At 72.6% G+C, this 19,340-nt stretch carries 18 protein-coding genes; 1 reads left to right on the top strand and 17 read right to left on the bottom strand.

Annotation, left to right across the window (positions count from 1 at the left end):
• Window positions 1-25 precede the first annotated feature (25 nt).
• The 13 genes from ABL310_RS00315 to ABL310_RS00375 all read right to left on the bottom strand — a co-directional run bounded on the left by ABL310_RS00315 (window position 26) and on the right by ABL310_RS00375 (window position 14,782).
• The gene (locus tag ABL310_RS00315; RefSeq protein WP_349369735.1) at window positions 26-766 is read right to left on the bottom strand and encodes an ABC transporter permease; all 741 of its coding nucleotides are present in this window, start codon (window positions 764-766) and stop codon (window positions 26-28) included.
• Window positions 763-1,698, bottom strand: coding sequence for an ABC transporter ATP-binding protein (locus tag ABL310_RS00320; RefSeq protein WP_349369736.1), 936 nt, complete (start codon window positions 1,696-1,698; stop codon window positions 763-765). Before ABL310_RS00320 ends, ABL310_RS00315 begins: the two co-directional genes overlap by 4 nt.
• Window positions 1,695-2,897, bottom strand: a complete 1,203-nt coding sequence (locus ABL310_RS00325) for an ABC transporter permease (RefSeq protein ID WP_349369737.1) — start codon at window positions 2,895-2,897, stop codon at window positions 1,695-1,697. The genes ABL310_RS00320 and ABL310_RS00325 overlap by 4 nt, the downstream gene beginning before the upstream one ends.
• Before the next feature lie 169 nt (window positions 2,898-3,066).
• Window positions 3,067-3,972, bottom strand: coding sequence for an ABC transporter substrate-binding protein (locus tag ABL310_RS00330; protein ID WP_349369738.1), 906 nt, complete (start codon window positions 3,970-3,972; stop codon window positions 3,067-3,069).
• A 65-nt stretch (window positions 3,973-4,037) separates the two neighbouring features.
• The gene (locus ABL310_RS00335; protein ID WP_349369739.1) at window positions 4,038-5,579 is read right to left on the bottom strand and encodes an aromatic amino acid lyase; all 1,542 of its coding nucleotides are present in this window, start codon (window positions 5,577-5,579) and stop codon (window positions 4,038-4,040) included.
• A 116-nt stretch (window positions 5,580-5,695) separates the two neighbouring features.
• The gene (locus ABL310_RS00340) at window positions 5,696-6,499 is read right to left on the bottom strand and encodes a hypothetical protein (RefSeq protein ID WP_349369740.1); all 804 of its coding nucleotides are present in this window, start codon (window positions 6,497-6,499) and stop codon (window positions 5,696-5,698) included.
• Window positions 6,489-8,210 carry a thiamine pyrophosphate-binding protein gene (locus ABL310_RS00345; RefSeq protein WP_349369741.1) on the bottom strand — a complete coding sequence of 574 codons (1,722 nt, stop codon included), beginning with the start codon at window positions 8,208-8,210 and terminating at the stop codon, window positions 6,489-6,491. Before ABL310_RS00345 ends, ABL310_RS00340 begins: the two co-directional genes overlap by 11 nt.
• A gap of 240 nt (window positions 8,211-8,450) precedes the next feature.
• On the bottom strand, window positions 8,451-9,749 hold the full coding sequence (locus ABL310_RS00350) for a TRAP transporter large permease (RefSeq protein ID WP_349369742.1): 1,299 nt from the start codon (window positions 9,747-9,749) through the stop codon (window positions 8,451-8,453).
• Window positions 9,749-10,303 carry a TRAP transporter small permease gene (locus ABL310_RS00355; protein WP_349369743.1) on the bottom strand — a complete coding sequence of 185 codons (555 nt, stop codon included), beginning with the start codon at window positions 10,301-10,303 and terminating at the stop codon, window positions 9,749-9,751. Before ABL310_RS00355 ends, ABL310_RS00350 begins: the two co-directional genes overlap by 1 nt.
• Window positions 10,304-10,571: 268 nt before the next feature.
• Window positions 10,572-11,600, bottom strand: a complete 1,029-nt coding sequence (locus ABL310_RS00360) for a DctP family TRAP transporter solute-binding subunit (protein WP_349369744.1) — start codon at window positions 11,598-11,600, stop codon at window positions 10,572-10,574.
• 27 nt (window positions 11,601-11,627) lie between these two features.
• Window positions 11,628-12,629, bottom strand: a complete 1,002-nt coding sequence (locus ABL310_RS00365) for a pyruvate dehydrogenase complex E1 component subunit beta (protein ID WP_349369745.1) — start codon at window positions 12,627-12,629, stop codon at window positions 11,628-11,630.
• Complete coding sequence (locus ABL310_RS00370) at window positions 12,629-13,669, bottom strand: thiamine pyrophosphate-dependent dehydrogenase E1 component subunit alpha (protein ID WP_349369746.1); 1,041 nt, start codon at window positions 13,667-13,669, stop codon at window positions 12,629-12,631. The genes ABL310_RS00365 and ABL310_RS00370 overlap by 1 nt, the downstream gene beginning before the upstream one ends.
• Window positions 13,670-13,882: 213 nt before the next feature.
• Window positions 13,883-14,782 (bottom strand): DMT family transporter, encoded by a 900-nt coding sequence (locus ABL310_RS00375; RefSeq protein ID WP_349369747.1) that lies wholly within the window; start codon window positions 14,780-14,782, stop codon window positions 13,883-13,885.
• A gap of 202 nt (window positions 14,783-14,984) precedes the next feature.
• Here ABL310_RS00375 and ABL310_RS00380 point away from each other — a divergent pair, with 202 nt between their 5' ends.
• Window positions 14,985-16,259 (top strand): D-alanyl-D-alanine carboxypeptidase family protein, encoded by a 1,275-nt coding sequence (locus tag ABL310_RS00380; protein WP_349369748.1) that lies wholly within the window; start codon window positions 14,985-14,987, stop codon window positions 16,257-16,259.
• 4 nt (window positions 16,260-16,263) lie between these two features.
• Here the strand turns inward: ABL310_RS00380 and tenA are convergent, their stop codons facing one another.
• The 4 genes from tenA to ABL310_RS00400 form a co-directional block, all read right to left on the bottom strand.
• The gene (gene tenA, locus ABL310_RS00385; RefSeq protein ID WP_349369749.1) at window positions 16,264-16,926 is read right to left on the bottom strand and encodes a thiaminase II; all 663 of its coding nucleotides are present in this window, start codon (window positions 16,924-16,926) and stop codon (window positions 16,264-16,266) included.
• Between the two features lie 104 nt (window positions 16,927-17,030).
• Window positions 17,031-17,405, bottom strand: a complete 375-nt coding sequence (locus ABL310_RS00390; protein ID WP_349369750.1) for a DUF2794 domain-containing protein — start codon at window positions 17,403-17,405, stop codon at window positions 17,031-17,033.
• Window positions 17,406-17,520: 115 nt separating this feature from the next.
• Window positions 17,521-17,763, bottom strand: a complete 243-nt coding sequence (locus tag ABL310_RS00395; protein WP_349369751.1) for a hypothetical protein — start codon at window positions 17,761-17,763, stop codon at window positions 17,521-17,523.
• Between the two features lie 124 nt (window positions 17,764-17,887).
• Window positions 17,888-19,270 carry a S8 family serine peptidase gene (locus tag ABL310_RS00400; protein WP_349369752.1) on the bottom strand — a complete coding sequence of 461 codons (1,383 nt, stop codon included), beginning with the start codon at window positions 19,268-19,270 and terminating at the stop codon, window positions 17,888-17,890.
• Window positions 19,271-19,340 lie beyond the last annotated feature (70 nt).

Consider the following 19,340-nt stretch of genomic DNA (forward strand, 5'->3'; position numbering starts at 1 on the left):
CGCGTCGGGATCGACGTCCTCACCCTCATGCGAACCGCCCCATCCGCCGCGCCAGCGCGCGCTCGACCCACAGGAAGGCGTCGTAGATCAAGACCGCGAGCGCGCCGACCACGAGGCCGCCCTGCAGGATGAACGCGACGTTGTTCGTCAGCAAGCCGGCGATGATCACCTCGCCGAGCGTCGAGGCCGCCACCGTCGAGCCGATCGTCGCGGTGGCGAGCGCGATCACGGTGGAGAGGCGGATGCCGGCGAGAATGACGGGGAGGGCGAGCGGCAATTCCACCTGCACGAGCCGCTGCCGGCCGGTCATGCCCATGCCGCGGGCGGCGTCGCGCACGGTGGGCTGGAGCGTGGTCAGCCCGGTGAGCGCGTTCTCGAAGATCGGCAGGAGGCCGTAGAGGAAGAGCGCGACGAAGGTCGGCGCCGCGCCGAAGCCGAGCGCCGGCACGGCGAGCGCCAGCACGGCGATGGGCGGGAAGGTCTGGCCGATATTCGCGATCGAGCGCGAGAGCGGCAGGAATTCCGCGCCGAAGGGGCGCGTCACCACCACAGCGAGACCGACCGCGACGAGCGTCGCCGCCACCGTCGCCGCGACGACGAGGGCGAGGTGGTTGGCCGCCAGCGCCAGCATGTCGGCCTGAAGGTAGATCGGCGGCGCGCCGCGCTCGGTGAGCGGCGCGAAGACCGGCGTGAAGGCCTCCGGCGCGATCAGGAAGGCGAGGAGAAGGACGAGCGCCACGGCCCGCAGGACGAGCCCGGCTCTCATGACGGCCTCGCGGCGCGTCGCGTGAGGCTGGACAGCGTGACGCGCCCGACGACCGCCCCGTCCTGCTCCACCGGCGCGGCCTCGCGGCCCGACCAGAGCAGCTCCGCATAGGCGTCGCGCGCCGACAGCGCGGCCGGCACGGGCGCGCCGGGCGCCTCGCCCTCCTCGACGAGATCGCCCACATGGGCGAGGGACAGGAGCCGGAAGGGTCGCTCCGCCGCGCCGATCAGCTCCTTCACGAACGGCGTCGCGGGCTTCGCGATGATCTCGGCGGGCGGCGCGTATTGCAGGAGCCGCCCCTCGTCCATCACGGCGATGCAGGAGCCCAGGCGGATCGCCTCCTCCATGTCGTGGGTGACGAGCACGATCGTCGTGCCGAAGCGCTTCTGGATGCCGAGGAGATCCTCCTGCGCCTTGGCGCGGATGATCGGGTCGAGCGCGCCGAAGGGCTCGTCCATCAGGAGGATGTTCGGCTCGGCCGCGAGCGCCCGGGCGACGCCGATGCGCTGCTGCTGGCCGCCGGAGAGCTCGTGCGGCATGCGCTCGCGGAAGGCCTCCGGCTCGAGCTGGAACAGGTCGAGCAGCTCGTCGACGCGGTGGGCGATGCGCTTCTTCTCCCAGCCGAGCAGGCTCGGCACGGTGCCGATGTTCTGCGCCACCGTGCGGTGGGGGAACAGGCCGTGGCCCTGGATGGCGTAGCCGATGCGGCGGCGCAGCTCGTAGGCGGGGAGGGCATGGTTGTCCTCCCCGTCGATACGCACCGCGCCCGAGGTCGGCTCCACCAGGCGGTTGATCATCCGCATCAGGGTGGTCTTGCCCGAGCCCGAGGTGCCGACGATCACGGCGATGGTGCCGGACGGCACGGTCAGCGAGACCCGGTCGACGACGGTCGCCGTGCCATAGACCTTGGTGACGGTGTCGATCTCGATCATCCGCGCGCCTCCCTCACGCCGGGGCGTTCGCTCAGCTCGATCAGCGCGTCGAGGACCACCGCCGCGCCAACGGCCAGCGCCACCGTCGGGACGGCGCCGAGCAGCACCAGGTCCATCGCCGTCTGGCCGATCCCCTGGAAGACGAAGACGCCGAAGCCGCCGCCGCCGATGAGCGCCGCGATGGTGGCGAGCCCGATGTTCTGCACGAGCACGATGCGGATGCCGGTGAGGATCACCGGAAAGGCGAGGGGGAATTCCACCTGCGCCAGCCGCTGGCCCGCGGTCATGCCCATCCCGGCGGCCGCATCGACGGTCTGGCGCGGCACCCCGTCGAGGCCGACGACCGTGTTCGAGACGACGGGGAGCAGCGAATAGGCGTAGAGCGCGACGAGCGCCGGCGCCGCGCCGATGCCGGCGATGCCCAGCGCGGAGGCGCCCGGCACGTTCGCCGCGATCCAGGCCATGGGCGCGATGAGGAGCCCGAACAGCGCGATGGAGGGGATGGTCTGGACGATGTTGAGCCCGTTCAGCACCGGCGCGCGCAGCCGCCGCGAGCGATAGCAGGCGACGCCGATCGGGATGCCGGTCGCGGTGGCTGCAGCGAGCGAGCCGAAGGCGAGGAGCACGTGGGTGCCGGCCTCGCGCCAGAAGGCGTCGGCGCGGGTCGCGTATTCCTTCAGCATCGAGAGGTCGTCCCACAGGCCCGAGAGGAGGATCGCGCCGATCACGCCGGCGACGGCGGCGAGCCCGACGAGCCGCTTCACCGGCGAGAGCGAGAGCCGCGAGAGCGCGTCCGCCGCCATCAGCGCGAAGGCGAAGACCAGCACCCAGAAGCCGGAGCCGGGCGAGACCCGGGCGAAGGTGTTCCCCTCCGGCGTCAGGAACGAGCCGGCGAGCCCGATGGCGACGAGGAGCGCGACGAGCGCGACGAGGCTCGCCGAGAGCCGCCAGCGGATCGGCGTGCGAACGAGCGCGATCGCGCCGGCGGCGGCGAGGAGGGCGAGCAGCGTCCAGCCCGGCAGCGCCGGCAGCGCCTCCAGGATCCCGCGGGCCTCGCCGAGCACGATCCGGTTGGCGCGGAAGGTCGCGAAAGGCAGAGCCAGGGCGCCGCCGGCGACGAGGGCGGCGAGGAGCACCCCGAGCTTGTCGAGCGCGACCCGCGCCCGCGGCGCGACGGCGGCCTCTGTCCCGCTGGCCATGCGCGTCTCCTCCGTTCGATCCCGCGCCGCCCGCCATCTCCCCGCAGGGGAGGTGGGCCGCGAAGCGGCCCGGAGGGGCGGGCGCGTCAGGGCGCGTGAGGTGCGCCATCCCCACCCGCCGGCTCTGCGAGCCGTCGACCTCCCCTGCGGGGAGGTGTCGGGCTTCGCCTCACTGCAGGAAGCCCTCGCGGATGAGGAAGTCCTGCGCGACGCCGCTCGCGGCCTCGCCGCCGACCTGGACGCGACCGTTGAGCTCCTGGAGCGTCTCGAGCGTGAGCTTCTCGAAGACCGGGTTCAGGATCTCCGGGATCTGCGGATGGGTCTCGAGCACCGCGGCGCGCACCAGCGGAGCGGGCGCGTAGACCGGCTGGACGCCCTGGTCGTCCTCCATGACGACGAGCCCGGAAGGCTCGATGCCGCCGTCGGTGCCGTAGACCATGGCGGCGTTCGCCCCCGAGGTCTGCCGCGCCGCGGCCGCGATCGTCGCCGCCGTGTCGCCGCCCGACAGCGTGATCAGCTGGTCGGGGGAGAGCTCGAAGCCGTAGGTCTCCTGGAAGGCCGGCAGCGCGGCCGGGGAGTTCACGAACTCGGCGGAGGCCGCGAGCACGATCTCGCCGCCGCCGGAGACGTACTCCCCGAAATCGCTCATCGTCTCGAGGCCGTGCTCCGCGGCGAGGTCGGCGCGCACCGCGATGGCCCAGGTGTTGTTGGCCGGGGCGGGCTCGAGCCAGACGATGTCGTTGGCCTCGCGGTCGAGCTCGGCCGCGCGCGCGTAGCCCTCCTCGAAGCTCTTCCAGACCGCGCTGTCGGGCTCGTTGAAGAAGAAGGCCGCGTTGCCGGTGTATTCCGGGTAGAGGTCGATCTCGCCGGCGACGATCGCCTCGCGCACGATGGGCGTGCCGCCGAGCTGAAGCCGGTTCTGGGTCTCGACGCCCGCATCCTCGAGCGCCTGGAGGATGATCTGGCCGAGGACGCCGCCTTCGGTGTCGATCTTCGAGGAGACGACGACCTGGGCCTGGGCGGCGCCTGCCGCCAGGAACGCCGCGGCGGACAGGGTCGTGAGGACGTGACGCATGCTGTTCTCCCTCTCTCGTCGGGTCCCGGCGCCGCCGGGCTCTCTCGGGGAACGGTGAAGCGGGGCTAATGGATCGGTCGCAGGGCGAAAACGTCGTCGATTTCCGGAAGCGGCGCCAGCGCGATCAACTCGCCGAGCACGCGCTCGGAGGCGAGCTCCCCTTCGATGGCCTCGACCTCGGCCGAGAGCGGGCGGTCGACGTCGTAGAAGGCGGCGTGGCTGCGCACGAGGTCGTAGACGAAGCCGGCGACGCCCTTGGGACGGTCGCCGAGGATATCCATCGCCTGCGCGGCGAGAAGCCCCTCCAGCGCGGCCATGCGGCGCAGGGCGCGCACCTGCCGGTCGACGCGCTCGTTGACCAGCGGCAGGAAGGCCGCCTCGTCCTCGAGCCCGCCCGCGACGACGAGGGGCTGCGGCGAGACCGGGTTCGACATCGAGAGGATGCGCGTGAACAATTCGCCCGCGAGCTTGATCACCGGGCCGAAGCCGGTGGCGATGGCGCCGTGCGGCACGAGGTTCACCGGCAGCTCGCGGCGCACGCCGTTGCCGAGGAGCACGCAGCGGTTGAAGGAATTGCGCGCGAGATGGGTCAGCGCCAGCTGCAGCGTCTCCATGAACACGGTCACGTCGAGGGGCAGCGAGCCGCCGGAGGTGAGCACCTCCCCGTCGATGACGACGGGATTGTCGTCGGTTCGGCCGGTGGCTGCGAGCACGGTATTGGCGCAGACGAGCAGGCTCTGGAACAGCGTGCCGAAGACCTGCGCCATCATGCGCAAGGAGAGCGGGTCCTGCACGTGGGTGGCGTTCGGCCAGTCCCAGCCGCGGGCGTTCTCGTAGAGCCAGGCGCCGATCGTCGCCTCGCGCTCGGTGCCGACATGGGCGACGGCCTTCCAGGGCGAACGCGAGGCGCCGAGCGCGCCGGCGGTGGCGAGGCTCGTGGCGAGGAGGACGCGCAGCGCGTGCGCCGCCGCGCGGGTCGCCTCCGCCGCGGCGGCGTGGCCGATGGCGTTGACCGAGATCGAGGCGAGCGAATCGCGCGGGCGCAGGCGGATGGGCGCGAGCCCCGCCTCCTCCAGCGCGATGGAGGCGGGCAGCCGGCGCTCCTTGTAGATCGCCTCGCCCACGCCCGTGAGCATGGCGCCGATCTGGCCCATGAGGCCGATATCGGCGCAGCCGATCGATCCCGTGCGGCGCACGACCGGGATCACGTCGCGCTCGAGCAGCGCGATATAGGCGGCGACGAGCTCGGTCGAGCAGCCGACGCGGCCCGTCAGCGCCGTGTTGATGCGGATGGTGATGGCGTTGCGCACGGTCGAGAGCGGAAAGGGCGCGCCGGTGCCGAAATGGTGGGCGCGCACCAGGCCGGCGTTGAAGGCGTCGAGCTCGTCCTCCGACCAGCTCACGTCCTTCATGGCGCCGACCCCCGTCGTCGCGCCGTAGACCGGGACGCCCGCGGCCATGGCGTCGTCCACCGCCGCCCGCGCGCGCCGCACCCGCGCGAGCGCGTCCTCGTCCGCCCGCGGCACGGCGAGGCCGGCGCCGACGCGCACCAGCGTGTCGAAGGAGAGCGGGCTACCGGAGAGCGTGACGATCTGGCGGGGGGACATCGGGCTCTGGGCTCGGGCTGGTGACGGATCGTCCCGCCAACCCGGGACGCTTCCCGGGGCCGGACATCACCACGCGAAAGGCTCCGCCGCAAGAGCGTTCGGCGTCCGATCGCGCCTCAGGCGCCTCGGGCGCGCCGGACGAGGTCGCGGGCCGTCATGCCGACGCGCCCGCCGAGCGCCGCCGCATGGGCGTTGACGGCCGAGACGATCCCGTCCTCCAGCGTCGAGCGCGCGTCCCCGATACGCGCGGAGGCCGCCGAGACCGTCGCCGCCGCGATCCCGCGGCCCTCGAGCGCGGGCAGGCGGGTGATTCCGACGCCGCCGCCGGCGTCGTTGAACAGCGCGAGCGCGGCGTCGGCCTTGAGGGCGTTCCGCGGATCGCCGCCGAAGAGCGCGCCGTGCGAGCCCGTGACGACGATCGCGCCGGAATCCTCTCGCGTCACCAGGGCGGCGCTGTCGACGAGGACGACGGGTCGCGCGCCGCCGGGGAGCGTGCGGCGGGTCTCCGCCAGCGCGGCGTACGGTCCCACCGGGGGCGGCGCCCCCGCGAGGCGCGACGCGGCCTCGGCGCAGGCCATCTCCGGCGCGACGCCGAGCGCGGCGGCGCGTGCGTTGACGTGCGAGATCGCGCCGCGGGCCAGCATGTCGGCCGCATCGCCGATGTCGGCGGAGGCGGCCGCCACCGTCGCCGCCGCCATCCCGGCGTCGTCGAGCCAGGCGAGGCCGCCGATGCCGGCGTCGTCCTTCCCCACGCCCGCATCGTTGAAGATCGCCGCGCGCACCCCGTCGCGCCGGGCGACGTAGGCGGCGTAGACGCCCCCGTGCGAGCCCGTCACCACCACCGCGCCCGCCGCGCCCTCGGGCAGGCGGGTGATCGTGTCGGCCAGGATCGGCCCGCGGGTGGCGGCCTCAGGCGACACGGTCGCCCTTCTTCACCTGGACCGCGCGGCTGTCCGCGGCGGGGAGCATCTTCGCGGGATCGCGGGTGACGACGAGGTCGATGACGAACGGCCCGTCGCGGTGCGCGAGCGCCTGCTTCAGCGCGGGGGCGAGAGCGTCCGGCGTCTCGACCCGCACGCCCGCGCAGCCCATCGCCTCGGCGACGCGGGCGTAGCTCGTCTCGGCGAGGTCGGAGGACTGGTAGGCGCCCTCGCCGTACATCAGGTGCTGGAGCGCCTTGACGTAGCCCGAGGCGGCGTTGTTGACGACGATGATCCCCACCGCGAGCCCCATCCGCCGGGCGGTCTCGAGCTCGCCGAGCACCATGTTGAAGCCGCCGTCGCCGGTGATGGCGAGCACCGGGCGCTCCGGCGCGGCGAGCTTCGCGCCCATGGCGCCGGGCAGGCCGTAGCCGATGGAGGCGAAGCCGCGATCGGGCAGGAAGCCGCGGCCGGCGCGCTTCTGGTCGAACAGCAGCCCGCCCCAATGCGCCGCGAAGCCGCCGTCGGCGACGAGGACGGCGTCCGCGGGCAGGAGGCGGGTGAGCTCGCCCATCAGGCGTCCCATGGCGACCGGGACCTCCTCGCTCTCCAGCCGCTCGCGGGCGCTCTCGCGCCAGGCGGCCATGCGCGAGACGACCCCGTCGCACCAGGCGCCGCGTCCCGTCGGCGGGGACCGGCCCGCCATGGCGTCGTTGAGCGCGTTGACGCCCGCCTTGGCGTCGCCCCAGAGCGCCACCGCGGCGGGATAGGTGCGGTCGATCTCCTCGGCCACGATGTCGAGATGGATCAGGGTCTTGCCGGGCGGGGGCACGGTGTAGCGCTTGGTGGCGATCTCGCCGAGCTTGCAGCCCACAGCGAGGATGACGTCCGCCTCCGCGATCAGGCCGTTGGCGATGCGGTCGTAGCGGCCGAACAGGCCCGCCGAGAGGGGCGAGGCGCAGGAGATCGCGCCCTTGCCGGACATGGTGTGCGCGACGGGAATCGAGAAGCGCTCGGCAAAGGCCTGCAGCGCCTCGGCGGCGCGGGAGATGTGCACGCCCCCGCCGGCGAGGATCAGCGGGCGCTCGGCGTTCGCCAGCAGCGCCGCCGCCTCGGCCAGCGCGTGCGCGTCCGGGCGGGCGCGCAAGGCCGGAGCCATCTGGTAGCGGGTATTGGCCGTGAGGCTCTCGGGATCGACGGCGAGCGTGTCGTGGCAGACGTCCTCGGGCACGATCAGGGCGACCGGCCCCGGCCGGCCCGTGGTCGCGACCGCGAAGGCGCGGCGCACGAGCTCGGGCAGGCGCGCCGTCACATCGACGCGGATCAGCTCCTTCACCGCCGGCCGCAGGATCTCGGCCTGATGCGCCTCCTGCGTCATGTTCTTCCAGGAATGGGCGCGGTGCGTGTCCCCGACGATGGCGACGACCGGCGAGCCGGCGTTGAGCGCCTCGACGAGCCCGGTGACGAGGTTCGTCGCGCCCGGCCCCAGCGTCGCGTCGACCAGCCCGACGCGGCCCGAGACCTTGGCGTAGGCGTCCGCGGCGAAGGCGCCGCAGCGCTCGTCGTTGATCAGCGAGTGGGCGAGCCCCAGCCGCCGGCAGGCGTCGTAGAAGGGCAGGAGCTGGAAGCCGCCCATCCCGAAGATCGGCCCCGCCCCGTGCGCCTGCAGCATCCGCGCGAGCACCTCGCCGCCGGTCATCTCGTTGGTCATCGCGATGTCCTCATCTCGTGAAGCTCTCCGCTGTCATTCCCGGCCGGAATGAGCGAAGCGAATGGAGGGGAAGGGAACCCAGCACCACTCGTCGCGCCGGAGGCGCTCCTTTTCGGCGGCGACCAGCCGCCTGGTCGGCGGCAATCGAGCGCCTTCGGCGCGAATTCTTGCGCTGGGTCCCCTTCCCCTGCGCCGCTGCGCGGCTCCGGCCGGGGATGACAGCGTTGGCGTCCCCCCATCTCACGTCACCCGATACCCGAGCACGCGCGGCAGCCACAGCGCGATCTCGGGGAACACGATCACCAAGGCGAGCGCGACCACCATCGCGCCGACGAGCCAGAACACCCAGCGGAAGGTGGTCTCCATCGGCACGTTCGCGACCTTGGCGGTGACCATCAGGTTCACCGCCACCGGCGGCGTCACCTGGCCGATGGCGATGTTGATCGCCATCACCACGCCGAACCAGACCTGCGACCAGCCGAAGGTCTGCATGACGGGGACGAGCAGCGGCAGCGTGATCAGGAAGATGGACACCCCGTCGAGCACCATGCCCGCGAGAAGCAGCAGCGCCATCACGACGAGGAGCGTGATCCACTCGGAATCCGACAGCGAGATGATCAGGTCCGCCGCGGCGCGGAAGGCGCCCATGGTCGAGCCCGCCCAGGCGAACAGGCCCGCGAGCGAGATGATCAGCATCAGCACGCCCGAGATCTTCGCCGAATCGACGAAGGTGCGGTAGACCTCGGCGACCCCCATGTTGCGGTAGAAGAGAGTGCCGACGATCAGCCCGTAGACCGCGGCGACCACGGCGGTCTCCGTGGGCGTGAACAGGCCCGAGCGCAGGCCGCCGAGAATGATCACGGGCGCCATCAGCCCCGGCAGCGCCCGGTAGAAGCTCTGCCAGAAGGGCGGGCGCTTGAAGCCCTCGTTCGCGCCGAAATCGTGCTTTCGGGAGAGGAGCAGGGTGGGGACCGCGATCGCCGCGCCGACGAGGAGGCCCGGCAGCAGTCCCGCCGCGAACAGCGCGCGCAGGTCGACGCCCGGCACGAGGATGGCGTAGACGATGAGCGCGATCGAGGGCGGGATCAGGATCGCGGTCGCCGCCGAGGCGGCGATGACGGAGGCGGAGAAGGGCTTGGGGTAGCCCGCCTTCATCATCGAGGGCAGCATCACGGTCGCGACCGCCGCCGCGTCGGCGACGCCGGAGCCGGACATGCCGCCCATGATCAGGCAGACCAGGATCGCGACGAGCGCGAGCCCGCCCCGCCGCGGCCCGACGATCGCCTGCGCGAAGGTCACGAGCCGGCTCGCGACGCCGGAGCGCTCGAACACCATGCCGGTGAGGATGAAGAGCGGGATCGCGATCAGCGGGTACTTGGCGATGGCGTTGTAGGTGTTGGTGCCGACCATCGCCAGCGCCGTGAGGTCGAGCCCGATGACGATGCCGATCGCCCCGGCGATGCCGAGCGCCACCGCGATCGGCGTGCCGATGACGAGGAGGGCCGCGAAGGCGAGGAGCAGGATCAGGTTCGGATCCATCAGCGCGCCCGCCCGCGGAAGACCGCGATCCCGCGCCCGATCACCCGGCCGATGATCACGAGGGAGAGCAGCGGCAGCCATACCGTGTAGATCCAGGCCGGGTAGCCGAGACCCGGCGACGTCTCCTCCCAGTACCATTCGTCGAAGGTCACCTGGCCGCCGTAATAGACGACGAGGGCGAACATCGCGGTCGTCGCGAGGAGCGTCACGGCTTCCGCCGCGATCCGCCCGCGGCGGCCCATGCGCTCGAGGAAGAAGGTGATGCGGATGTGCTCGTTCGTGGCGAAGGCGGCGGAGGCGCCCACGAAGGTCATGAACACGAGGAGGAAGACCGAGAACTCCTCGGTGAAGGCGAAGGAGGCGTTGGTGAGGTAGCGAACCACCACGTTGCCGAAGGAGATCGCGACGATCAGCGCCATCGCGGCGGCGCCGAGCGCCTCCTCGATCTTCACCGGAACGCGCGCGTGCGGCGCGAGATCCGTGCCGGTCTCCGTGCGGGTCGCGTCGCGCGGGTCTCGGGCGGGATTTCGAGCGGGATCTCGATCGGTGCTCATGGTCGGCTCGTATGGGGTCGTATCGCGTTCCGCGCGACCGCTCCGCTCCTTCCCTGTAGGGGAAGGTGGCTCGGCGAAGCCGAGTCGGATGGGGCGCGCGAAGCTCGTTCGGCGAAGCCGAGGACGGGCGCGGCCGCCGGCAGCCGTGGATTTCCGCTTCGCGGAACGCGTCGCTTTCGCTCCGCGCCCCATCCGTCACCGCGCCTGTCGGCGCGGCGCCACCTTCCCCTACAGGGAAGGAGAAGAATGGCGCCGCGTCGCTGGCCGATCATCGATTGGCGATCGACTCCTCGGCCGTCTCGACGAGGTCCGCGCCGATCCTCTGCTTCCAGTCCTCGTAGACGGGACGCGTGGCGTCGACGAAGGCCTGCCGCTCCTCGTCGGAGAGCCGCACCACGGTGACGCCGAAGCCCTCGATCTCCTCGACGAGGCTCTGGTCGCCCTCGGTGAGGCCCTTGCGGGCGACCTCGATGCCGTGCGCGCCGGCCTCGAGGGCGGCCTCGCGCACGATCTCCTGGTCCTCGGTCGTGAAGGAATCCCAGACCTCCTGGTTGACCGCGAAGATCAGCGGGTCGGCGACGTAGTGCCAGAGGGTGACGTTGGCCTGGCCGAGCTCGTGCATCTTCAGCACGGTGTAGATGGTTAGCGGGTTCTCCTGCCCGTCCACCGCGCCGGTGGTGAGCGCCGGCTGGGCGTCGGCCCAGGACATCTGGGTCGGGTTGGCGCCCAGCGCCGAGAAGATGTCGTTGAAGATCGGCGAGCCGACGACGCGCATCTTCAGGCCCTCCATGTCCGCGGGCGTGCGGATCGGGCGCTGCGAGTTCGTCACCTCCCGGAAGCCGTTCTCGGCCCAGGCGAGGGGCACGACGCCGTTCTCCTCGATCAGCTCGAAGATCCGCTCGCCCACGGGCCCTTGCGTCAGCGCGTCGAGCGCCGCGTAGTCGGGCATCAGGAAGGGCAGGGCGAAGACGTTGAGCTCGGGGATCTGCGGCGACCAGTTGATGGTCGAGCCCACCGCCATGTCGATGATGCCCCGGCGCATGGCCGTGAACTCGCGGGTCTGCTCGCCCTGGACCAGCTGCGCGCCGGGATAGAGCTTCATGACGATGCGCCCGTCGGTGCGCTCGGCGACGAGATCGGCCCAGCGCTGGGCCGCGATGCCCCAGGGGAAGGGCGGCGGCACGACGGTGGAGACGCGGTACTCCTCCTTGTAGTCCTGCGCGAGCGCCCCGCCGGCGAGCGGCAGCACGAGCGCGGCGGCGGCCGCGAGGACCGCCAGGGGCTTGAAGATGCGCATGAGTTCGTTCCTCCCTGTCTCGTTTCCTTACGACGCGTCGGCGGCCGCCGGCGCGGTCATCGCCCGCGCGGCGGACGCGATCGCGTCCGGGGTCACCCGCGCCGCGTTCTCGAGCGGCGGCGCGTAGGCGATGGGGATGCGCGGCGCGCCGAGACGGCGCACGGGCGCCTCGAGGCGTGCGTGCAGATGCTCGGCGACGAAGGCCGCGATCTCGGCCCCGAAGCCCCCGACGGTCACCGCCTCGTGCACGACGAGGAGGCGCCCGGTCTTCTCGACCGAGGCGAGGACGCGGTCGCGGTCCCAGGGCCAGAGGGTGCGCAGGTCGATCACCTCGGCCTCGACGCCGTCCGCCGCGAGCGCCCGCGCGGCCTCGAGGCAGCGCCAGCGCATGGCCGACCAGGTGACGAGGGTGAGGTCGCGCCCCTCCCGCGCCACGTCGGCGACGCCGATGGGGGTGAGGTGCTCGCCGTCCGGAACCGCGCCCTCGAGCGGCCACAGGCCCTTGTGCTCGAGATAGACGACCGGGTCGTCCGCCCGGATGGCGCTCTTCAGGAGCCCGAGATTGTCGGCGGGCGTCGCCGGGGCGACGACGACCAGGCCCGGAACGTGGGCGTACCAGGCCTCCAGCGACTGCGAATGCTGCGCGGCGGAGGAGCGCCACATGCCCACCGGCTGGCGCGCGACGAGCGGCACCTTCGCCTGCCCGCCGAACATGAAGCGCGCCTTGGCCGCCTGGTTGACCAGCTCGTCGGTGGCGCACAGCGCGAAGTCGGAGAAGCGCATCTCGACCACGGGCCGCGTGCCGGCGAGCGCCGCACCCACCGCCGCGCCCATGATGCAGGCCTCGGAGATCGGCGTATCGGCGATACGGGCCGCGCCGAAGCGCTCCTGCAGCCCCTCGTACTGGCCGAAGACGCCGCCGCGGCCGAGATCCTCGCCGAGCGCCCAGACGCGCGGGTCGCGCGCCATCTCCTCGGCGAGCGCGCGGGTGGAGGCGGCGATGTAGGTGGTGGTGGTGCTCGCGGCCATCAGAACGCCCTCTGCGCCGGATGGCCGACGTCCTGCACGTCCGCATAGGCGCCCGCGACCGGCGGCCAGGGCGCGGCGCGCGCCTCGTCGTAGATCGCCTCCATCTCGGCATAGGCGCCCGCGCGCGCGGCCTCGAGCCGCTCCGCGGGGATTCCGGCGTCGGCGAGCGCCGCCGCGAGGCGGGCGATCGGGTCCTTCTCCCGCCAGGCCTCGACCTCCGCCGGGTCGCGGTAAGGGGCGGCGTCGGCCGCCGTGTGACCGGTGAGGCGATAGGTCTTCACGTGCAGGAGCCGCGGCCCCGAGCCCGCGCGCAGGGCGGCGACGGCGGCGCGCGCCGCCTCGTCGAGGGCGAGCGCGTCGTTGCCGTCCAGCGTCTCGGCGGGGATGCCGAGGCTCTCCGCGCGGGCGGCCGCACCCGCGCCCGCGGTGAGGTCCGCCGTGCGGGTGGTGGCGGACCAGGTATTGTCCTCGCAGACGAACAGGACGGGCAGATCGAAGACCTTCGCCCAGTTCAGCCCCTCGAGGAACGGGCCGCGGTTGATCGCGCCGTCGCCGAACAGGCAGGCGACGATCTCGCTCCCGCCCCGCAGCCGGATCGCGTGCGCGGCGCCCACCGCGATGGGGATGTTGGCGCCCACCACGCCGTTGGCGCCGAGCATGCCCACGGAGAAGTCGGCGATGTGCATCGAGCCGCCCTTGCCGCCGCAGGTGCCGCCGTCGCGGCCGAAGAGCTCGCGCATCATCGCGCCGGCGTCGGCGCCCTTGGCGAGCGTATGGCCGTGGCCGCGATGCGTGGAGAGGAGGAGGTCGGCGCGATCGAGGTTGAGGCACACGCCGGTCGCGACCGCCTCCTGGCCGATGGAGGGGTGGATCGCGCCCAGCACGAGCCCATCCTTCAGGCCGCGGATCGCCGCCTCCTCGAAGGCGCGGATGCGCCACATGGTCTCGAGATGGCCGACAAGGCGCGCGGCGTCGAGATTGCGCGCAGGCCGCCCGGCCTTCTGTGAGGTCTCGGGCGACGTCTCGCCGAGCCCGCTCACGGGCCGCTCCCGTCCGTTGCCGCGCCCATCCGCGCGACCGCGCCCGGCGCGGCGGCGCGCCTCGCCCTCACCATGCCGTCCTCCCTCGTGCCGGACCGTTTCGGCCTCGTTCGTCCGGCTTCGCGGACGTGAGGGAAGCCTAGACCCGTTGTCGCGCGGCTCGCAAGCGCGCAGTTCCGCACGCGGCGCACGCGGAGGGGCTCACCCGCGGTCTCAGGTGGCTTTCACGAGAAGCACGCCGACGCCGCCGACGATCAACGCCATCCCGAGGAGCTCGCGCTTCGTCGCGGCCTGGTCGAACAGCCGCCGCGAGACGATCTGCGCGAAGACCACCTCGACCAGCGCGAGGGTGCGCACGTTGGCGGCCGAGGTCAGCGCGAAGCCGATGAACCAGAACTGCGAGGCCAGCGCGCCGAGGAAGCCCGCCGTCGCGGAGCCGCGCCATTCCCGCAGCGAGCCGATCAGCGCGTGGCGGTCGAGAAGGGCGAGGTAGACGAGGAGGATCGCCGTCTGCAGCGCCAGGGCCGCGACGAGGGCGGTCGAGGCCCGTACCACGAAGCCGCCGCCCTCGAGCGCCAGGATGGCGCCGCGATAGCCCACGGCGGAGAGCCCGAAGCCCGCGCCGGCCGCGATCCCGAGGAGCGCCGGGCGCAGGCCGCCGCTCGCGAGCTTGCCCGGGGTGTGCGAGACGAGGATCACGCCCGCCGTGGCCACCCCGATGGCGATCAGCATCGGGCCGGTGAGCGGATCTCCGAGCACCGCGATGGCGAAGAGCGCGGTCTGCACGGGCTCGGTCTTCAGGTAGGCGGTGACCACCGAGAAGGCGCGCTCGCGCATGGCTGCGAGCATCAGCGCGGTGGCCGCGATCTGCATCAGCGCGCCGAGGACGAGAAAGGCGAGGAACCCCGGCTGCGGCGCCGGCAGGCTCTCGCCGGTGACGGCGAGCACGCCCGCGAGAAAGAGCGCCGCGAAGGGCAGGCCGAACAGGAAGCGCACCTGCGTCGCGCCGATCGTGCCGATGCGCGCCGTCAGGTCGCGCTGGAGCGCGTTGCGCCCCGTCTGCGCCACGGCGGCGGCGAGCGTCACGGGAATCCAGAGGAGGGAGAGGTCCATCGGCGTCCGGGTCCGGCTGGGCGCCGACGCGCGGCGCCCGTTTCTCGAACACCGCCGCGGCGGCGGGCGCAAGAGCCGGTGGGGCGAATTCCGTTCGCGATCTGGAAAAGGGCGCGCGTCTTGGTTATGGTCGCGACACGCCGCCCGGCCGCGTCGCGTCCGACACAGCCCGCCTCGAGAGCCCGGAGCTCAGACCCTGCTCATGCGCGCGCTCCTTCCTGCGACCCATCGCGTTCTCCTCGCCGCGTTCCTCGTCCTCGCCGCCCTCGCGCCCGCGCGGGCGCAGATCGACGAGGCGCCGCTCCTCCTCGCCGATCTCGACACCGGCGCCGTGATCTTCGAGCGCAACGGCACCATGCCGTGGTACCCCGCCTCGCTCACCAAGCTGATGACCGCCTACGTGGCGCTCGAGGCCGTGCGCGAGGGCCGGGTGTCGATGAGCTCGCTCCTCACCGTCTCGCACGACGCCGCCTCGATGCCGCCCTCGAAGATGGGCTTCGAGCCGGGCTCGCAGATCACGCTCGACAACGCGCTCAAGATCATCATGGTCAAGTCGGCGAACGACGTGGCCTGGACCATCGCCGAGAACGTCGGCGGCACCGTCGACCGTTTCGTCGAGCGCATGAACGCCACCGCCCGCCGGCTCGGCATGGCGGACACGCGCTTCACCAACCCGAGCGGCTTGCCGGATCTGCGCAAGAGCACCACGGCGCGGGACATGGCGCTCCTCGCCCAGGCGCTGTGGCGCGACTTCCCCCGGCGGCGCGACCTGTTCGGCCTGCAGGCGATCGCCTTCGGCTCCAGCGTGATGAACAACCACAACGGCATCATCGGGCGCTACCAGGGCGCCACCGGCATGAAGACGGGCTACATCTGCTCGTCCGGCTTCAACGTCGTCGCCACCGCCGAGCGCGGCGGCCGGCGGCTGGTCGCCGTCGTCATGGGCCAGATGTCCTCGCGCGAGCGCACGGCGCTCTCCGCCTCGCTTCTGGAATACGGCTTCTCCAATCGCGGCCTGTTCGGCTTCGGCGGCCTGCGCACCCTCACCAGCCTGCCGCGCTCCTCCGTGAGCGCGCCTCCGGACCTGCGGCCCATCGTCTGCGACCCGAACCGCCGCCGGGGCGGGGAGAGCGACGACGACACCCAGGCCATCGTCATCGCCGGCGCGACGCCGGGCGGCTCGGACGCCCTCGCCTTCTTCCAGGCGCAGAGCCGCACGCTGCCGCGGGTCGACCTGCCGCAGCGCCGCCCGGTGGAGCCGGTCGCCGTCTTCCTCGGCCTGCCGGCGGGCGTGTCGCCGGGGCCGGAGCCGCGCGGCGCCGAGGTCGCGAGCGCCGGCACGCCGCTCGACATCCTGCCGCCGCCGCGCAACGTGCCGCTGATCGACGGCCTGCCGGGTCCCGCCGCGAGCGCCGCCGCGCCGGCCGGCCCGACCGTGACGCTGCCGCTGCCCCCGCGCCGGCCGCGCGGGATCTGACGGTTCAGACCGGCCAGCTCTCCAGCCGGTAGGCGCCGTCCCAGAACAGGTATTCGAGCCGCGTCGCCGCCGTGTAGGCCTCGTGCATCCGCGCGACCATGGCCGGCGCGGCCTGCTCGGCCGCCTCGTCGGTCGCGGCGATCATCGCCTGCACGGCCTCGTGGAACTCCTCGCCCGCATAGGTGTCGATCCAGGCCTGGTAGGGGTTGCCCGGCGCGGCGCGGCCGTGGATGTCGCGGCCGACCTCGGCGTAGATCCAGAAGCAGGGCAGGAGCGCCGCGAGCACCACCTCGTAGGGCTCGGCGAAGGCGGTGGCCGTCAGGTAGGAGACGTAATGGTGGCAGGACGGCTGCACCGGCGTCGCCTGGAAGGCGTCCGGCGAGATGCCGTAGCGCTCGAAGAACGACCCGTGCAGCGAGCGCTCGACCACGATCGCCACCTCCGCGCCCTTGGCGAACTGGACGATCCGGTCCGGATCGCGGGCCTTGGCGGCGGCGAGCGCCAGCGCGCGGCCGAAGCCGATCAGGTAATGCGCGTCCTGGACGATGTAGTGGGTGAAGCGCTCGCGCGCGAGCCGGCCCTCGGCGAGCTCGGCGTTGAAGGGCATGGTGCGGATGGTCTCGTAGGCGGGGAGGTTGCTCTCCCAGGCGTCCGTCGAGAAGGGCATGGCGGCTGGACCTCGTACGCTGTGAGCGGATTGCGCGGAAAGCGCGGCTGTTCCCCTGCACATCGCGCATCCAGGCAGCGATTTCCAGCCCCTCGACGCTTGCCTCAATCCACCAGCCGCAGCTCCTTGCCCTCGAGCACCTTGAGCACCCGCCCCAGTTCCTGGCCGCGCTTCATCACCAGCCCCGAGGACGCGACCACGGAATAGGCGCCCTGGCGGCGGGCGAGCTTGGGGTCCTTCTCGATGCGGTAGAGCGGCATCTCGGAGGTGCGCCGGTAGACGGCGAAGACCGCCTTGTCCTTGCGGAAGTCGATGGCGTAGTCGCGCCACTCGCCGGCGGCCACCTTGCGGCCGTAGACGTTGAGGATCTCGCGCAGCTCGTCGCGGTCGAAGGAGACCCGGGCGTCCTGTTGTCGCGCGGCGGGAAAGGGCACCACCGTCCCGCCGCGCTTCTGCTGCACCGTCTCGCCGTCGCTCATCGCGCCTCCTCCCCCGTGGTTCTTTCGCCGTTGCGCGTCATCGTCCCGTCATGATGGGGGGACCGGCCGTGCGGCGCAAGCGTGGGGGCGGTGCGGCGGCGAGGCGAGCCGGGCCTCAGACCGCGCGAAAGGTCTGGGAGCGCTTCACCGAGGCGACGCCGTCGACACCGCGGATGTCGGCCTCGGCCTTCTCGTCGGCCACGCCGTGGATCATCCCGAAACGGGCGCTGACCGAAACGTCCCCGAGGCCGCGCCGCGCGAGCTCCTGCGCGACCTGCTCCACGTCCTTGCGGGCGTCGGCCGTGACGCGCACCGTGACCTCGTGCTTCGGCCCGCTCACCGACTTGTCCTCAGCCATGTCGACCCTCCCGCGATGAATGCCGATCGCGAACCGACAACGCCCGGTCCGCCGAAACGGATCGGGCGCTCTAGAAGTCGGCCGGGCCGCGCCGCCCGTCAAGCGCCGCGACGCACGCCGCGCGTCAGGGCGCGTAGACGAGGCCCGCGCCCACGTCGGCCACCTCGCCGCCGATATGGCGCGCGTTCTTCACCAGCGCGCCCCACAGCGCCATGCCGCGCAGGCCGGGATCGGACTCGGCGTAGAGCGCCGCGATGCCGGCCACGTGCGGCGTCGCCATGCTGGTGCCCGACAGGAAGTCCCAGCCGCCGAGAGCGCGCGGCATGCTGGAGAGCACGTCCACGCCCGGTCCGGCGATGTTGATCTCTCCGCCGGGATGCATCGTGCGCTTCGCGCAGGAGAAGAACGCCACCGCATCGAAGCGGTCGACCGCCGCCACCGCGAAGATGGAGGGGCAGTTGGCGGGCGAGCCGACGGGCGCGACGAAGGTCGGCCGGCGGCTCTCGTTGCCCGCCGCCGCGACGAGGAGCGAGCCCGACCGGAGCGCGTCCTGTCCGATCAGCTCGTAGTTCTCGTCGAAGGGCTGGTTGATCGCGACGGCGGCGCCGAGCGACATCGAGATCACCTGGCAACCCTCGTTCAGCGCCCATTCGAGGCCCGCGATGACGGTGCGGTCCGAGCCGAGGCCCTGGTTCGAGAGCACCTTGCCGACGTAGAGCTCCGCGCCGTAGGCGACGCCGTAGCGCGGCTGGTTCTCGGCCGGCTGCATCGGCCCGCAGGCGGTGCCGGCGCAGTGCGTGCCGTGGCCCTGGGCGTCCTCGACCGTCTCGTCGGGAATGAAGGACTTCGAGGCGACGATGCGGCCTTCGAAATCGGGATGACCCGCGTCGATGCCGGTGTCCAGGATCGCGACCTTGATACCGCGTCCGCTGAAGCACGAGCCGGTCACGCCGGTGGCGCGCAGGCCCCAGGTCTCGGTGATCTCCTCCGGGTCCTGCGGCTCCTCCGCGCGTCGCGCCCCCGCGCCGCCCGCCTCGCCCCCGAGCAGATCCTCGACGAGCGCGTCGACGCCCGCGCGGTAGCCGAGGAGGTAGTCCCGGCTCGCGCCCGCCAAGGTGCGCGGACCGCGCCCGGCGCCGATGGCGCGGTAGATCCGCTCGGGACGCGCGGAGACGACGCCGTGCTCGGCGACGCCCGCGGAGACGGCTGCGGCCATGCGATCGGGGTCGGCCTGGACGATGGCGATGCCGAAGCGCTCGAACACGATCATGTCCGCGCCGTCGAACGTGCTGGCCAAAGCCGCCTCGGCGGTGACGTCCGCGGTCGACGCGATGCGCAGCTTCATGTCCTCGAACGCGCCGAGCCCGCGATGGCGGGCCTCGCGATTGAGCCGCACCACGGTCGCGCCCGTGGTCCCGCCGCCGCCGACCGGCATGATGCGGGGCCGGTCGCCGCCACCGCCGCCGACTCCGCCCTGATTGCTCCTGCTGCGTTTCCTCCCGGGCATATCGCTTCCCTCCGCTCGACGCCACGCTCGCCGTGACGGACGGGCATTACACGCTAGGGTGAAGCTATAA

Origin of the sequence: Salinarimonas sp., from assembly GCF_040111675.1 — a bacterium.
Classification (GTDB): Bacteria; Pseudomonadota; Alphaproteobacteria; order Rhizobiales; family Beijerinckiaceae; genus Salinarimonas.

What these genes read in the sequence shown, in the direction of transcription:
- ABL310_RS00315 (WP_349369735.1), bottom strand. Translation starts at nt 766, where the DNA reads ATGAGAGCCGGGCTCGTCCTGCGGGCCGTGGCGCTCGTCCTTCTCCTC.
- ABL310_RS00320 (WP_349369736.1), bottom strand. Translation starts at nt 1,698, where the DNA reads ATGATCGAGATCGACACCGTCACCAAGGTCTATGGCACGGCGACCGTC.
- ABL310_RS00325 (WP_349369737.1), bottom strand. Translation starts at nt 2,897, where the DNA reads ATGGCCAGCGGGACAGAGGCCGCCGTCGCGCCGCGGGCGCGGGTCGCG.
- ABL310_RS00330 (WP_349369738.1), bottom strand. Translation starts at nt 3,972, where the DNA reads ATGCGTCACGTCCTCACGACCCTGTCCGCCGCGGCGTTCCTGGCGGCA.
- ABL310_RS00335 (WP_349369739.1), bottom strand. Translation starts at nt 5,579, where the DNA reads ATGTCCCCCCGCCAGATCGTCACGCTCTCCGGTAGCCCGCTCTCCTTC.
- ABL310_RS00345 (WP_349369741.1), bottom strand. Translation starts at nt 8,210, where the DNA reads ATGACCAACGAGATGACCGGCGGCGAGGTGCTCGCGCGGATGCTGCAG.
- ABL310_RS00350 (WP_349369742.1), bottom strand. Translation starts at nt 9,749, where the DNA reads ATGGATCCGAACCTGATCCTGCTCCTCGCCTTCGCGGCCCTCCTCGTC.
- ABL310_RS00355 (WP_349369743.1), bottom strand. Translation starts at nt 10,303, where the DNA reads ATGAGCACCGATCGAGATCCCGCTCGAAATCCCGCCCGAGACCCGCGC.
- ABL310_RS00360 (WP_349369744.1), bottom strand. Translation starts at nt 11,600, where the DNA reads ATGCGCATCTTCAAGCCCCTGGCGGTCCTCGCGGCCGCCGCCGCGCTC.
- ABL310_RS00365 (WP_349369745.1), bottom strand. Translation starts at nt 12,629, where the DNA reads ATGGCCGCGAGCACCACCACCACCTACATCGCCGCCTCCACCCGCGCG.
- ABL310_RS00375 (WP_349369747.1), bottom strand. Translation starts at nt 14,782, where the DNA reads ATGGACCTCTCCCTCCTCTGGATTCCCGTGACGCTCGCCGCCGCCGTG.
- ABL310_RS00380 (WP_349369748.1), top strand. Translation starts at nt 14,985, where the DNA reads ATGCGCGCGCTCCTTCCTGCGACCCATCGCGTTCTCCTCGCCGCGTTC.
- tenA (WP_349369749.1), bottom strand. Translation starts at nt 16,926, where the DNA reads ATGCCCTTCTCGACGGACGCCTGGGAGAGCAACCTCCCCGCCTACGAG.
- ABL310_RS00390 (WP_349369750.1), bottom strand. Translation starts at nt 17,405, where the DNA reads ATGAGCGACGGCGAGACGGTGCAGCAGAAGCGCGGCGGGACGGTGGTG.
- ABL310_RS00395 (WP_349369751.1), bottom strand. Translation starts at nt 17,763, where the DNA reads ATGGCTGAGGACAAGTCGGTGAGCGGGCCGAAGCACGAGGTCACGGTG.
- ABL310_RS00400 (WP_349369752.1), bottom strand. Translation starts at nt 19,270, where the DNA reads ATGCCCGGGAGGAAACGCAGCAGGAGCAATCAGGGCGGAGTCGGCGGC.